13 protein-coding genes and 3 riboswitches are annotated in these 14,847 nt (G+C 52.7%); of the genes, 4 read left to right on the top strand and 9 right to left on the bottom strand.

Annotated elements, in window-relative coordinates:
• The first annotated feature begins 60 nt into the window (after nt 1–60).
• Nucleotides 61–213: a hypothetical protein gene (locus IRJ17_RS15190; RefSeq protein ID WP_217021478.1), complete on the top strand. Its 153-nt coding sequence runs from the start codon at nt 61–63 to the stop codon at nt 211–213.
• A 33-nt stretch (nt 214–246) separates the two neighbouring features.
• Here IRJ17_RS15190 and IRJ17_RS15185 read toward each other — a convergent pair whose 3' ends face one another.
• From IRJ17_RS15185 to zwf, 5 genes are all read right to left on the bottom strand, one after another.
• The gene (locus IRJ17_RS15185; protein ID WP_173598028.1) at nt 247–1,509 is read right to left on the bottom strand and encodes a homoserine dehydrogenase; all 1,263 of its coding nucleotides are present in this window, start codon (nt 1,507–1,509) and stop codon (nt 247–249) included.
• A gap of 79 nt (nt 1,510–1,588) precedes the next feature.
• Nucleotides 1,589–1,699, bottom strand: a riboswitch (SAM riboswitch).
• A 147-nt stretch (nt 1,700–1,846) separates the two neighbouring features.
• Nucleotides 1,847–1,952: riboswitch (SAM riboswitch) on the bottom strand.
• Between the two features lie 700 nt (nt 1,953–2,652).
• Nucleotides 2,653–2,850: riboswitch (cobalamin riboswitch) on the bottom strand.
• Nucleotides 2,851–3,224: 374 nt separating this feature from the next.
• Nucleotides 3,225–3,740, bottom strand: coding sequence for a DinB family protein (locus IRJ17_RS15180; RefSeq protein WP_173600204.1), 516 nt, complete (start codon nt 3,738–3,740; stop codon nt 3,225–3,227).
• Between the two features lie 28 nt (nt 3,741–3,768).
• Nucleotides 3,769–4,392, bottom strand: coding sequence for a cyclase family protein (locus IRJ17_RS15175; RefSeq protein WP_122965058.1), 624 nt, complete (start codon nt 4,390–4,392; stop codon nt 3,769–3,771).
• 56 nt (nt 4,393–4,448) lie between these two features.
• Nucleotides 4,449–5,435: a Gfo/Idh/MocA family protein gene (locus tag IRJ17_RS15170; RefSeq protein ID WP_242771017.1), complete on the bottom strand. Its 987-nt coding sequence runs from the start codon at nt 5,433–5,435 to the stop codon at nt 4,449–4,451.
• Between the two features lie 104 nt (nt 5,436–5,539).
• Nucleotides 5,540–7,039, bottom strand: a complete 1,500-nt coding sequence (gene zwf / locus IRJ17_RS15165; RefSeq protein ID WP_242771016.1) for a glucose-6-phosphate dehydrogenase — start codon at nt 7,037–7,039, stop codon at nt 5,540–5,542.
• A gap of 493 nt (nt 7,040–7,532) precedes the next feature.
• On the opposite strand from zwf, the gene IRJ17_RS15160 reads away from it, so the two are divergent.
• On the top strand, nt 7,533–8,735 hold the full coding sequence (locus tag IRJ17_RS15160; protein ID WP_122965055.1) for a saccharopine dehydrogenase family protein: 1,203 nt from the start codon (nt 7,533–7,535) through the stop codon (nt 8,733–8,735).
• Between the two features lie 77 nt (nt 8,736–8,812).
• On the opposite strand, the gene kynB is transcribed toward IRJ17_RS15160, so the two are convergent.
• From kynB to IRJ17_RS15145, 3 genes are all read right to left on the bottom strand, one after another.
• Complete coding sequence (gene kynB, locus IRJ17_RS15155; RefSeq protein WP_242771014.1) at nt 8,813–9,430, bottom strand: arylformamidase; 618 nt, start codon at nt 9,428–9,430, stop codon at nt 8,813–8,815.
• A 140-nt stretch (nt 9,431–9,570) separates the two neighbouring features.
• Nucleotides 9,571–10,752 carry an AAA family ATPase gene (locus tag IRJ17_RS15150; protein WP_242771012.1) on the bottom strand — a complete coding sequence of 394 codons (1,182 nt, stop codon included), beginning with the start codon at nt 10,750–10,752 and terminating at the stop codon, nt 9,571–9,573.
• Nucleotides 10,753–11,035: 283 nt separating this feature from the next.
• The gene (locus IRJ17_RS15145; protein WP_242771010.1) at nt 11,036–12,247 is read right to left on the bottom strand and encodes a peptidoglycan-binding domain-containing protein; all 1,212 of its coding nucleotides are present in this window, start codon (nt 12,245–12,247) and stop codon (nt 11,036–11,038) included.
• A gap of 191 nt (nt 12,248–12,438) precedes the next feature.
• Between IRJ17_RS15145 and IRJ17_RS15140 the strand changes: the two genes are divergently transcribed.
• Together IRJ17_RS15140 and IRJ17_RS15135 are read left to right on the top strand one after the other, a co-directional pair.
• Nucleotides 12,439–12,756 carry an ArsR/SmtB family transcription factor gene (locus IRJ17_RS15140; protein WP_063229913.1) on the top strand — a complete coding sequence of 106 codons (318 nt, stop codon included), beginning with the start codon at nt 12,439–12,441 and terminating at the stop codon, nt 12,754–12,756.
• A 92-nt stretch (nt 12,757–12,848) separates the two neighbouring features.
• Entirely contained in the window at nt 12,849–13,928 is a 1,080-nt protein-coding gene (locus tag IRJ17_RS15135) for a saccharopine dehydrogenase family protein (RefSeq protein WP_242771008.1), read from the top strand.
• 269 nt (nt 13,929–14,197) lie between these two features.
• On the opposite strand, the gene pyrE is transcribed toward IRJ17_RS15135, so the two are convergent.
• Complete coding sequence (gene pyrE / locus IRJ17_RS15130; protein ID WP_063229915.1) at nt 14,198–14,836, bottom strand: orotate phosphoribosyltransferase; 639 nt, start codon at nt 14,834–14,836, stop codon at nt 14,198–14,200.
• Nucleotides 14,837–14,847 lie beyond the last annotated feature (11 nt).

The following is a 14,847-nucleotide window of genomic DNA, read 5'->3' as shown; positions in this document are numbered from 1 at the left end:
CATATTGCTTTCGTAGACCATAGTAGAACCACTTTTTCCAGCGAAAAGGAGGCGGCACATATGACCGGATTGATTATCACCGTATCGGCGATCGGCCTTATTATACTCTGCAGTTATTTCATGACCAAATGGGAAAAAGTCGTCTTCCCCGGCAATCAGAAAAACGGGCCTTCAGATACCGATCAACAGCTCTCGGATAAAAAAAGCAAGTAGAAAGGATCAGCGCTGATCTAGACAGACTGCGAGCTATGCCGATTCGATCAGCGGGAAGCAGCGCACGGAAAGTCCGAAGTCACTTTTCAGCACTTGCTCATGCTCTGCGCGAATACCTGTAACGATCAAGCCCGCGCGCAGCACACCGCCCAAGTCGAATTGCACCTTCAATTTCGTCACGTTCACGCCAGCCTCCCGCAAGAAATGCAGCACGCGATCAGGTGTGGCGGCGATACACGAGCCTTCCAAATAACACAGCACCCGTTCGTCTTGCCCTTGCTCCAACTGAGCCGCGGCATTTTTTTCTGTCCAAACAGGATGCGGCGTAAATGGCTGGGTCAACAAGTAAGCCAAATCTTCAACGACAGCGCTTGCGGTCGGCAGTTCGCCTGCACCCCGGCCCGTAAACAACAGGTCGCCCACGATGTTCCCGGAGAGCTGCACCGCATTGAACGCATCCTGGATTTGCGCCAACGGATGGGCAATGGGCAGCACAGTCGGCTGAACCGAGAGGCGGATGCCTTGCTCGGCTTTTTGTGCCTGGGCAATCAGCTTGATCCGGTAACCCAGCTCACTTGCGATCCGGATGTGTCCGGCAGACAAATCGGCGATTCCTTTACGCACGACATCCGCAAGCGGCAACGACTCCCCGTACACAAGCTGCGCAAGAATGTACAATTTGTACATGGCATCGAAACCTTCCACATCCGAACGCGGATCAGCTTCCGCATAGCCCAGCTCCTGCGCCTGCTTCAGCACTTCCTGATAAGAGAGCTGTTCCGCCTCCATTTTCGTCAAGATGAAGTTCGTCGTCCCGTTGAGAATACCGCGAACTCCTTGGATGTCATTTGTGCGCAAAAACTGCCGCAGCACGCTCAAAATCGGAATCCCGCCAGCCACGCTCGCTTCATAAGCCAGATGCACCTGATGCTGGTTAGCCAGATCGACAAGCTCAGGGCCGCGTTTGGCGAGCAGCTCTTTGTTCGCCGTTACCACATGGCAGCCTTTTTCAATCAGGGCACGCACGTAATCATACGTAGGCTCGACACCGCCCATTACCTCCACGACAATGTCCACATCGCTTTTTAGCACATCCTCAAAATCGGTAGTCAAAAGCGCAGGATCAACCTGAACCGCCCGTTCTTTTTCCGAATCGCGAACCAATGCTTTGACAATCTCGATCCGTTTGCCCAACCGCTGCGCCAGCTTCTCCTGTTGCGAGCGAATCGTTTTGATGACGCCGCCCCCTACTGTTCCCAATCCCAGCAATCCTACTTTGATTACACCTGCGCTCATTATTACCACCTCATGTCATGTTTTGGAAAAATAAGAAAAACCTTCTTGCTAAGAAGAAGGTTTGGCATCAAGGTCCTTCTCCTTATCTCCCAGAACGATTTTCGTCCTGCAGGAATTGGCACCTTGTCACAAACTGCGTAACGGTTGCCGGGCTTCATCGGGCCAGTCCCTCCACCTCTCTAGATAAAGAAAACTATGAATTTTTGTTCTTTGCTAGATGTCAGTTCTCTCTTGTCTTTGAAATTGGGCAAATGTTTGCCTCGTTCCCACTTTTTCATACATAAAAAACCTTCTCCGCTAAGAAGAAGGTTCGTCTTGACTGCTACGAGGCACCCGCTTCTTATCTATCGAGACGAAACGTCCCGCAGGAATTGGCACCTTGTCGCAAAAGCAACGGTTGCCGGGCTTCATCGGGCCAGACCCTCCACCTCTCTGGATAAGAACTATGATTTGCTATTGAGCCTATTCTAAGAAATTCCAATGCATTCGTCAACACAATTCTTTTTGTTTGCTGACAAGACTCGCAAGCAGGAAGAACGGACGGCAACTCCCTCAGCAAAGCAGCCGTTTCCACGCGCAAACACACTTTCCACCTCCGCCGTGTTGCAGCAAGCGCACGTAACGATTCCTGCTTCGCTTTCCTCCGGCACCTCTTTTTCTTCAACATAGCCGCACCATGGACATATGAAAAGCTGAACCACGCCACTCCCTCCTTTTTCACGGCGACAATCTGGCAACGATATCCTTAAAAAGGCTCCGGTTCGCAAGCTTGCGATCCCTCACATTCGTACAAGATCTAGTCAAGTTGAATTTAATCGCGAGTCATCGTAGCCTCTTTGACAGGTAGATCAACCGCGAGACGCCCTGGTCCATTCGACGAACCGCTGCAAGCGAGAGGCAGCTTCAGCTCAGCTCTTTCGATTTTAGCCGCTTCTATCGCGAAGCTACTCCAGCGCCTCGATTAATCGCATCAATTCCGAGACAAGTTGCCCCCTTCGACAGACCACACCAATCCCCCAAACAAAAAAAGCATTTTCCGACGACCGATACGATCGTTAGAAAATGCGCAAGCAAAGAGAAACGTATTCGTCCCCCTGCTGTCATGGCGAGTCCTCTAACACCTCCCTATCTCCCGTAGGTCCATCAGTGTCGTCGAAACAGGCAGGTCTCCTGACTTTGGGATCATCGTCTGGCGCTGCCTTCCCCATCCAAGTCTGGACAAGTGGCCTGTATGCGCAAAACTCCCCTCTTACAGTGGCGGGACCGTGTCGGATTTGCACCGAGCTTCCCTATTATCCTTGCGGCGATATACCTCAAGGAACCTGTTCCCACATATGAAATTGGAAAAATCACTACTGTTATTGTACCCTACCATTGCCGAGATAGGGAGGGCAAGTTGCGAGCGGCAGCGAAAAGATAGCGAGGAACACGCAGCGACAGCTGGAAAGCGAAAAACGAGAAACGAAAAGCGAGTAACAAAAAACGAGAAACAGAAAATGAGCGACGGAAAACAAGCAGCAGAAAACAAGCAACGCAAAACGAGTAACGCAAAACGAGTAACGGAAGCGAGTAACGAAAAGCGAGTAACGAAAAGCGAGTAACGAAAAGCGAGTAACGAAAAGCGAGTAACGAAAAGCGAGTAACGAAAAGCGAGTAACGAAAAGCGAGTAACGAAAAGCGACACACAGAAAGCGAAACAGCGGGCTTCTCCCGGCTTACAGCGAATACCGTTCCCGCAAAATTCTACAGTGGTGCGCCTCGTGTCCGGCGATAATATAGGCCAATGTGCGTGCCGACAGCTTATTGCCATTTGCTGTGCCCGTTCTCGTCCACGCCTCGGCAGCGATCCCCCGCAGTTGGGCCAGCGTCGACTGTCGCACAGCGTTGTATTCTGCGAGCAAATCCGTCAGACTGCGCTCCTGATAGAAGCCTTCTGCTACATACGTATTTTCATCGAACCCCGCCAGCTCAGTCTGATCCCCTCTGGCGATTCTCAGCAAGCGATAGCTCATGATTCGCTCGGTATCGATGATATGGCCCAGCACTTCTTTTACCGTCCATTTGCCCGGAGCGTAGCGATAATCGATTTGTTCCCCTGTCAATCCGGCGAACATCTCCCCTGTCTGTGCTGCCTGTTGTTCGAGAATCGTCAGCAGATCACCTTCTGGCACTTGACTGACGTAGGTAGCAAAATAATCTTGGTACTCCTCCCGGTTTGGGCGAATCAGCATGCTCATGTCCTCCTCGGCTTCTCTCTATTTATCCTTCTTGCCAGCCTTCAAACAGCAGCACCCGCGCAGGAGCTGCATCTGTTCCTACAAGCTTCAGCGGAGCAGCCACCATAAAGTAGAGGCCCGGTGGCACATCGCGCAGACGCAGCCCTTCGATCACGACGATACCTGCGGCAAACAGCGTTTTATGCGTCGGATGCCCCTCTTGGCTCCGTTCAATCCCCAAAGCATCCGTGCCAATTCCCCGTACGCCTTTTTCAGCCAAATAAGCAGCGCCATCGTGCGCCAAATAAACAAATTCAAACGAAAAGGCGTCGTCTTGCGAATTTTTCGTTTGAAACAGGAGAAACTCTCCCGGGGCGATATCAAACTTTTCCAGCTCAGCCCGGCCAATCTGGTCTTCAACGTGCGTCAAGTCAAGCACCCGGCAGTTCCCGACCAGTTTTTCCAGCGAGATGCTCTCAAATGTCTCTCCATCGTTCACCATGTGCAGCGGCGCATCTACGTGGGTGCCAGAGTGCACATCCATATCGATTCTGGACTCGGTTACGTACCCATTCGTAACCGTCTGTATTTTCGGTTGCTTTTCCGGCTTGTTCTTGTACACCGTCATGCCTTCAAAGATTGGTGCCGTCACATCGAACATTCTCATCGCGTTTTCGCCCCCCTTGTTTTCCTGCTTTTTTATGATTTAGCTGTTCCCTTCCTTCAACGCGGCAAATCAGCAGGGTACACAACACCGATTTGTCTTCGCGCTTCGTCCATGACCTCCATGGCCCAGCGGGAAGCTGTATGTGAATTTGTCTCTGACTCTCTCAAGCCTGCCTCAGCCAAGCGAATGAACTCTCTGATCTCGTAGTGCATCGTTTTGGGCGTCTGGGGCCTGGTCACATCCTCGATCCTCCCGTCGCGGTAGCGAATCTCGATACGCGTGAGATGGTTGATTTTATCGATCACCATCGTCGCGTCCTCCCCCTGGATCTCCGCAGGCTGGTACGAAGTCGTGATCTTGGAAAAGCTGATGACGGCATCCATATTTTCGTACTTCAACAGCATGCTGCCCTCGCCATCTACCCCTGATTGCAGTAGAACGCCTTCCGCCTTGACCTGTTCTGGCTTGCCAAACAGCACAATCGCAGGATAGAGACAGTAAATCCCGATGTCCAGCAACGCTCCGTTGGAATAGGCAGGATCAAAAGCTCGCATAACCTGGCCCTGTCGGTAGGCATCGTAGCGCGAGGAATACTGGCAGTTGCTTGCGATATATCGGCGAATGGTGCCGAGCTTGGGCAAATGATCCCGGACTGTAGAAAAATTGGGCACGAGGGTCGATTTGACGGCTTCCATGAGCAGCACATCATTTCTTTTCGCTGCCGCAAGCATGGCTTCGACTTCTGCCGCGTTAGAAGCAAACGGCTTTTCGCACAACACATGCAGCCCCATGTCCATGCACAGGATCGCCTGTTCCGCATGAAAGCAATTGGGGCTTGCGATGTAGATAGCATCGATGGTTCCGCTCGATGCCATCTCTTTTATATCCGTGTATACAAAAGGGGCTTGGTATTTTTCAGCAAATTCCTGGGCGCGTTCGCTCGTCCGCGAATAGACCGCCTGAAGAGAAAAGCCTTCGACGGTCAAACCTGCCTGGATGAACTCATCTGTAATCCAGTTGGTGCCGATTACGCCAAAACGCATGAATCGCTTCCCCCTTCTTTTTCACTTGACTCACCCCTGGCTTGAGCCAGTCTCAACCCGAAATGAGCAAGACACTCGCATAAGCCGAGGTGTACAGTCAGCCATTACCGATGCATCGGCTCCGGCTCCCTCTCTTCTACTTCATCCAACCACCAGGAAAATCCTTCCGCTTGCAGCAATTGTTTCGCTGCATCCGGCCCGTATGTTCCCGCTTCATACGAGACAAGCGGTACGAGATTGCGCTCAAAAGCCGTCAAGATTGGCTCTACCCATTTCCACGACAGGCGCACTTCATTCCAATGGGCAAAATAGGTCGAGTCTCCACGCAGCGCATCGAACAAGAGGCGTTCATAAGCCTCTGGGACGTCCTTCTGCCCGGAACTGAAATCAACGGTCACAGGCTCAATCTTTCCGCTATTGGCCGGATTCTTACTATTCAGCTGCAAAGCGATTCCTTCCTGTGGATTCACATGAATGATCAACAAATTCGGCGCTGTCTTTTCCTGTTGCTCCCGATACAGCTGCTCCAGCGGGTTTTTGAACTCAATGACGATTCGCGTCGACTTTTCCTTCATCCGTTTCCCTGTGCGAATGTAAAAGGGCACTCCGCTCCAAAACGGGTCGTCAATCCAGACTCTGGCTGCGATATACGTCTCCGTCATCGAGGTCGGCGATACTCCCGGCTCTTCCCGGTAGCCTGCCACCGGAACTTCCCCCATGCTTCCTGCGCGATACTGCCCCCGCACGATGTTTTTCGCCACTTCTTCAAGCGCCAGAGGCCGCACTGCTTCCATTACTTTACGTTTCTGCGCGCGAATGTCTTGCGCCGTAATCCGCTTGGGGATGTGCATGGCAACCATCATCAGCATTTGCAGCATATGATTTTGCAACATGTCACGCAGCGCCCCAGCCTGTTCGTAAAAACCAGCCCGCTCTTCTACCCCGACCGTTTCGCTCGCTGTGATCTGTACGTTTGCAATGTGACGATTGTTCCAGAGAGCGGCGAAAACGGGATTGGCAAACTCCAACGCCTCCAAATTTTGCACCATCGCTTTGCCCAAATAATGGTCGATCCGGTAAATTTCTTCTTCGGAAAACGCTTTGGCCAGCTTCTCATTCAAGTCTTCCGCCGATTGCAGATCGCGTCCGAACGGCTTTTCGATGATCAGGCGCTTCCAGCCGGCAACAGAGCCGAGTCCGCTCGTCTGGATATTGGCAGCAATCACCTCGAAATACTCAGGGGCAACCGACAAATAAAACATCCGATTTTGCGGAAGCTTGCATTCGTCCTCTCGCTGCTTGACCCGTTCCAGCAGTGGCGTGTAAGCTTCTGCTTTCGTCACATCGACAGCTGCATAAGAAAAGGCTGCCAAAAATCGTTCAAGCTGTGCCTGATCAATCGCATCTCGTCGGGAAAACTCCCGGATAGACTGCTCCACACTGCGAACAAACTCCTGATCAGACCAAGCTCGCCTGCCCACACCGACAATAGAAAAGCTACCGGGAAGTTTGTCATCTACGTATAAATTAAACAAGGCCGGATAAATTTTGCGTTTTGCCAAGTCTCCTGTCGCGCCAAAAAGAACAAAGCTCATCGGTTCCATTTGTGTTTCCATCCTTCCGTACACTCACGATGCGGAATGCTTCGTTGGTTTACACCGTTATTATTAGAGAAATTCGCTTTATTATCAAGACAACTCTGCTTGACGAGTGCACCTCGACTTTTTCATGAAAGTGGATACAACCGCTTGCGGTCAACACTTTTCGCAACCCGCAGAGAGGAAAAACCGAGGCGTAGCTGTTTGCTGGAAAGACAAGTCCCATCCCCGAAAAAGAATTGCGCTTCGATATTCACTGTCGCGCATGGGACGTGAGGAATGCTTCATATACATGTACTATTCACCTTGCTTTTTCAATCGTTTGGTGAACAATCAAAACGAAAAAGGAGGTTTCTCATGGTGCTTTCCTTGCGTCCCCGCGAGCCGATCGATGATGCCCTGGCGGGAGTCCGCCGTTCATCGTCCATTTCGTTATTTTTGCAAAAATGGCTGTTTCGAATGCGAAGATAGCAGATTTGTCACCAGGGAGGAGGACTCTATGCGAGTCGCAATCTTAGGAGTAGGTGGAGTCGGACAAGTAAGCGCGTGCGAGTTGATCAAATCCCGTTTTGTCACCAAGCTTGTCCTGGCCGATATAGCCATCGGCCCAGCAGAAGAACTGGCCCAGGAGCTGCGCCGGGAGACGAATGTGGAAATCCAGGTAAAATGTGTGGATGCCCGCGACGTGTCCAGCGTCCAATCCATTTTGGGCGACATCGACCTTTTGCTGCACATCGGCTTGCCAGAAAACAACCTGGCGGTGATGCAGGCTTGCCTTCACACACGAACTCATTATATTGATACGGCGTCTTGCGGCCCGCAATGGCTGCAACAGCAACTGTCCTGGAACGACCGTTTTCGGAAAGCAGGTATTTTGGGAATCATGGGACTCGGGTGCGACCCCGGTTTTTCGAACATCGCCGCACGATACGCTGTCGATTCGCTCGATGAAGTGGACGCCATTCTCATCCGGGATGGAGATAATTCGGTAGTGGATTACGACGGCTTCTGCTCCTATTTCAGCCCGCAGACGGCCATACAGGAATGTCTGGCAAAGCCCAACTTCTGGACGGCGGCAAAAGGCGAACAGTATTTCCCGACACCTTTTGCCAACAAAGAAGAATTTGAATTTCCGGAGCCGATCGGCTGGCTGGACTGCTACAACGTGGAGCATGAAGAAGCCACTACGCTCGGCGAGACGATTGGACGGGCAAAAGGCTGCAAATACGTCGACTTCAAATACGCCCTGCACCCCGATTTCGTCAACACCTTGAAAGTGTTGCGCTATCTTGGGCTGGACAGCGATGAAGAGATTGAAGTAAAAGGAGTGCGCGTTGCCCCGCGCGACGTGGTCGTAACGACGATGCCCAAACCAGTAGACCTGGCAGGCAAAATCCACGGCTACTCCAGCGTCGGCGCGCTCGTCAAGGGCAGAAAAGATAACAAGCGAAAAGAAGTTTACGTCTACACGATCGCCAATCATGACGAGGTTTTCCAAAAAACCGAATTTCAGGCAACGATCTGGCAAACCGGCATCCCGCCTGTCGTTGCCGTTGACATGATGGCAGAGGGACTGCTTTCGATGACAGGCTGCATACCTCCAGAGCTGATCGATCCGATCCCGTTTCTCGCCAGACTGAAAGCGCGCGGCATGAATTGGGACGTCATTGAGAAAACTTCCCCCCTCTTGCAAATCACGTAGAGCGTAAGTTGAAATAAAGTTAGGAAGAAAACCGTTCATGCCGCTTTAAGGTATGAGCGGTTTTTCATCGCTACAGCCTATCGGCGCAGGACAGCCCGCACAGGACTTCCATCAGCACCAGCCAAGGCGAGCGGCAGTGCGATCAATTCATAGTCGCCAGGCTCGATGGCATCTAGCAGCAACCCTTCCAAAATATAAATGCCATGCTGGTGCAGCCCGTGGTGGGCAGGCAGCTCCTTGCTCTCTAGCGGATCGACGGAAGGCACGTCCAGGCCAAGCAGCCTGATTCCTTTTTCTGCCAGAAACGGCGGCAGATCAGGACGAAGGTAGCAAATCTCAGCAGGAAACGTCTCGGGTTCGGACCACGACATGGTTTTGAGCAACAATCGGGTTACCCCTGACAAGTCGATTCCCGCCAGATCATCCGCTCCGATGCTTGCACGCCCCGACACATCGACTACTCTGGCTGCTCCTACGTACAGATCAAGCGGCAATTCCAGCGTCGTTTTCCCGTGATCATCAAAATGAAACGGCGCGTCCACATGCGTTCCCGTGTGAATGCTCATCACGAGCTTCCCGACATTGACGGAGCCGCTTTCTGATTTGGGCCAGTTCACGGTGTACTGAAAAGCTGTGTCCCCCGGCCACGTCGGCGTAGCTTTTGTGAGTGGTCGAGATATATCATACAGCTTCATGTCGATTCCTCCCATTCCTTGCTGAATCAGCTCGATTACCCTCAGATTATAGAAAGACAGTCGTTGCGTCAATATTCTTTCTATTTCAAGAAAAACGGCAGGACCCCCTCACGTTTTTCAAGTGAGTCCGGTCCTGCCAGTCAAATGCGCCGATGCATGTCCAAATATTGTGCGACAGCCGCATAATGTCCGTCTCGGTTGATTTCTTGCAAATGTTCTTTGACCGTCCGCAGCCACTCGATCGTCGTCGGCCGAGTGGCTGCGATCGATTCGCGCAAATCGCTCATCTGAATGGGCCTTTCCACCCCTTTGGTCAAAAAATCGTGCAAGACTTGCTCGGTAGCAAGCTCAACTACGTACTCAATATCCGCTCCTGAATAAAATTCCGTCCAGCCTGCCAGTTGCGCGTAATCAATCGGCTCGGCGGGCCTGCCTCTCAGCTTCAACCGGAAAATTTCTGCCCGCGCTGCCCGATCCGGCGGACTGACAAACAGCATTTGCGCAAAGCCGATTTCCCGCAACCATGCGATGTCCAGCTCCCAGGGAACGGTAGTCGCTCCCATAAGGAACAGCCCTCGCTCAGCCTGCTGCCACTCGCCCAGTTTCGCAAGCCATGCAAATTCCGTATCCACCTGCTTATGATAGGCGAACTGTGGCCCTTGTCGCCCGTCCAGCTCGTCCCAAAAGACAAGCAGCGGCTTATTTTGATAGCTGTCTGCCTCCGCGACAGCAGAAAAGGAAGACTCAGCGAGATAGGACATAACGTCGCTTCCTGCCGATTGCGCTATCGGAAAAAACGGAACGCGGCACTCCTCTGCCGTCGCTTTAGCGAGCAATGATTTGCCACAACCGGATGGGCCGTAAAGCAAAATCCCTCCTCGCTCTCCCCTTTCATGTACCACGCCTTGCTGTGTCAGGGCAGCGAATGTGTTTACGATCACTTCTTTTTCAGCTTGCAACCCGCCAACCGAATGATAGCCGGTCGTAAAGTCGGGCAACGCGCAACCATGCTCAACTGCTTTTCCTTTGCCCCCCTCTATCACCTGGATTCGTCGCGAGGGCCTCCAGCCAAAAAGAGAAGCCTCCCAAGAAGCGCTTCCTTTTTTGCTTTTGGAAAACGGCATTTCCCTTTGCAGCTTGTTCAATTCCACTGCAACTTTATCTTTTATTTCCCCATCTCCGAGTGAGAGAGCTTGCGTAAAAGCTTGCAATGCTTCCGTGCGATCCCCCAGTTCCGCATGCTCCATTCCCAAAAGAAACCATGCATGGGCATTTCCCCGATCATTGCTCAGCATGCTTTTTATGATCTCTATTTTCGCCATGTGATTCATCCTCTGCCATCAATATCCTGTGTCGTTATGTATGTCAGCTTTTGTTTTGCATGACTTCCATGCTAGGGAAAAAGTCTTCCACCCCATCCGAAAAAGGAGCGCGGACGTCTTTATTATAATGCAAACGTCCTGCAAGCAGAATATGGAAAGTCGGGATTGCGAACATTGGCGGACGAAGGACAAAATGACGTTGCAAACCGTTGCTTCGCCTGTCTAAACGAAAACGCTTCGTCTCTTTGGGAGAAACGAAGCGTTTTTGCCAGGTAACGGTTTTTTAGTCTTTGCCGTTTCCTTCGTTGTCCTCGGCATTTTGACCATTGTCTTTGCCAGATCCATTGCCATTGCCGGAACCGTTGCCTGTACCGCCGCCGTTGCCAGTTCCACCGCCGCTGCCGTTTCCTTTGCCGCCGCCTTCTCCGGTTCCGCCGCCGTTACCAGTTCCTTTGCCGCCGCCTTCTCCGGTTCCGCCGCCGTTGCCGTTTCCTTTGCCGCCGCCTTCTCCGGTTCCGCCGCCGTTGCCGTTTCCTTTGCCGCCGCCTTCTCCGGTTCCGCCGCCGTTGCCAGTTCCTTTGCCGCCGCCTTCTCCGGTTCCGCCGCCGTTGCCAGTTCCTTTGCCGCCTTCTTCACCAGTTCCGCCGCCTTGGCCTGTTCCACCACCGATGCCTTTGCCGCCACCTTGGCCTGTTCCACCACCGATGCCTTTGCCGCCACCTTGGCCTGTTCCGCCGCCTTGGCCTGCTCCGCCACCTTGGCCTGCTCCACCGCCTTGGCCTGCTCCGCCACCGATGCCTTCACCGCCACCTTGGCCTGCTCCGCCACCTTGGCCTGCTCCACCACCGATGCCTTTGCCGCCACCTTGGCCTGCTCCGCCGCCGATGCCTTTCCCGCCACCTTGACCTGCTCCGCCGCCAAAGCCTTTGCCGCCGCCTTGACCTGCTCCGCCGCCAAAGCCTTTACCGCCACCTTGACCTGCTCCGCCGCCGATGCCTTTGCCGCCACCTTGACCTGCTCCGCCGCCAAAGCCTTTACCGCCACCTTGACCTGCTCCGCCACCGATGCCTTTGCCGCCACCTTGGCCTGCTCCGCCGCCGATGCCTTTGCCGCCTTGGCCTGCTCCGCCACCGATGCCTTTGCCGCCGCCGCGGTGTGGATTGGAAACGACTCGATCATAAGAGTAAACCATGCGATTAAGCGTGCGCTTGTCCACAGAGCCTGTCGCAGGCAAGCCGTGTTTTTTCTGGAAATGCTTGACGCCGCGCACCGTGACATCGTCGTAGTATCCGTTGATTTGTCCAGAATAGCTACCTAATGATTTCAACATCCCTTGAATCACATATACGTCTGGTCCCTGCGCGCCTTTGCCTACCGCGAGACCTGTGCTCGGGATGAAAAAGAGCAACGCCAGTGCCAGAAAGCAAGAGCCGAATACCTTTCTGATTTTCCCTACTGCTTCGCGGGAGACTGCGCTCCCCGTCCATTCCTTCATGACATAAGCACCTTCCTTCAACTTATTTGTAACCCCTCTTACTATTCCCTGATTTGCTTTTCCATTACATGAATCACAGCGAGAGCTGTTGCGGAAAAACCTTTGCAAATCAGCCGTTTTGAAGGTTGCAAAAAAAAGGAAGGAGGATTATAATACGTTCAAATGATTAAGTTTATTAACGGAGTGTAGCTATGAATCATCCAACCTGTAACGAAAAAGCGATCCACCTTTTTATGCAGCTGAGTCCTTATTTCCAAGGGCTAGGTGATCCCGTGCGCCAGCAAATCGTCGCCCTGTTGATTGACAAAGAAAGCTTGAACGTCACGCAAATTGCCGAGCATATCCCGATGTCCAGGCCGACCGTTTCCCATCATTTGAAAATATTGCGGCAAGCCGGATTGCTCCACTCCGAGAAAAAAGGAACAGAAATTTACTACCGCTTGGAAATTACAGAGGCGATGCTTCTGTTTAAACAACTCGTCACATTTGTCGAAGAAGAATGTTCATAACGAGCAACTGGCAAGGGACAGCGCGTCCCTTTTCTTCTTTACTTTATGTTGATAAACTTAAACAAATAAACATACAAACGGAGGAGTTTTCTTTGGCTGAGAAAAAAGGATTAATTGTCGGCGGGTATGGGACTGTCGGCAGCCAAATTGCCCGCATTTTACACGAGCAAAATCACGACTTGCAATTGCTGCTCGGGGGCAGAAATCCGGGGAAGCCGCTTCCTTTCGCCTCTCCCCGAGTTCATTCGCTTTTCGTGGACAATACGGCAGCAGACCCGCTTATTGATGCGCCAAAAGACCTGTCTCTCATTATTAATGCCGTCAACGATCCTGATGACAGGCTGCTGCTCGCAAGCGCTCGGCGGCAAATTCCGCTCGTGGACGTCACCCGCTGGACAGAGCGATTCTCGGGAGCCATCGACCGACTGCGAAGCGTTGATCTTCGTGCGCCAATCGTCCTCGCCTCTGGGTGGATGGGAGGAACGCCTGCCCTTTTCGGCAAAATGTACGCCGACGGCTTGCAGGAAGCGTCTGTCGATATATACGCCCTTTACTCTTTGCATGATAAAGCAGGGCCGGATTCTACCGCTTACATGAACAGGATGACGATTCCTTTTCACGTTTTCGAAGGAAGCCAAACGCGAACCGTTCTGCCTATGACAGAGCCGCGTCCGGTTACTTTTCCGAACGGCTTTCGGGCCAAGTGCTATCGGCTGGATACGCCCGATCATGTGACATTGGTACAAGATTCGTCCGTCCGTTCAGCAAATTTCCGCATCGCTTTCGATCAAACATGGTCCACGTCCGCACTCGTTTTCCTCGTACGGAGCGGAGTGTGGAAGCTGCTCGGGCAAAAGGCGCGGCAAAGCATTTTGTACAACCCGGGCACAGGCGCTGCGCACCATGTCACCGTCCAGATCGAAGGACGCGACCAGCACGGTGTGCTCACACGTAGACAGGTGGAGATCACCGACCCGCAGGGACAAACTCACCTGACGGCTACAGGAGCTGCCATCCAGGCGCAAAGAATCTTGATGGAAGGCAACAATCTGGCTACTGCTGGCGGCATCTTTTTCCCTGAACAACTGGCTGATCTGCGAGAAGATCAGACGTGGATCACCCGCTTTTTCGAAGCAGAAGGTGTTCAGATTCGCGTCCGAAATCAAGTCTGACGGGCGTTTCCACTGCTACGCAGAACAGGCAGGCAAAAAAGATGGCCCCTGGATCGGGCACTCTTCTGCGCTCTCCAGTTGCGTTTGCAACGAACCATTCGGATGTCTTGCTTTTCCATCTGGCGACTTTTTTCCCCGAAGCGTAAACTCTCGCCCAGTCCGCCACTTTGTGCGTGCCGAGACAATCCTTGTTGGTCGTTTCCAAAAAACAAAAAGAGTGGAGCCGTTACTTCAACGGTGTCCACTCTTTTCCGAAGCCAAATCAGTTTTTATGCAAAAAACGTCCGTGGAGATTTGCGCCATTCGCCCAGCACGCTCTCCTGTTCCGCTGTGATTACGCCTTGTTCTTTTGCCGCCTCAAGCAGTGCCGTGTAGTGGGAAATCGTCGTGCAAGGAACGCCTGCTTCGGCAAACAAGCTTTCCGCATCCGGGAACTGGTAGCTGAAGATCGCTACAACACCCAGTACTTCGCCGCCCTCTGCCTGAACGGCTTGCGCTGCTTTCAGAGAGCTGCCGCCTGTAGAAATCAGGTCTTCGATGACCACTACTTTTTGTCCGGCGGAAAGTGCGCCTTCGATCTGGTTTTGGCGGCCGTGTCCTTTTGCCTTGTCGCGCACGTAAATCATTGGCAAATCAAGAACTTCTGCCACCCATGCCGCGTGCGGAATGCCAGCCGTAGCCGTTCCCGCCACAACTTCGGCGTCTGGATACTTTTCTTTGATCAGCTCGGCAAATGCCTGGGCAATCGCCCGGCGTACGTGCGGGTAAGACATGGTGATGCGGTTGTCGCAATAAATCGGCGACTTGATTCCCGATGTCCAGGTAAAAGGCTGTTCCGGGCGCAGGTGAACCGCTCCGATCTCCAGGAGGTTCGCTGCAATTTGTTTGGCTGTTGTGTTTGTCGTCATTTCTCTTCATC

The sequence above is a fragment of the Brevibacillus parabrevis genome (assembly GCF_022701015.1).
Taxonomy (GTDB): domain Bacteria; phylum Bacillota; class Bacilli; order Brevibacillales; family Brevibacillaceae; genus Brevibacillus; species Brevibacillus parabrevis.
Note: the sequence above shows the minus strand (reverse complement) of the source record. Positions and strands in the feature narration are given on the sequence as shown.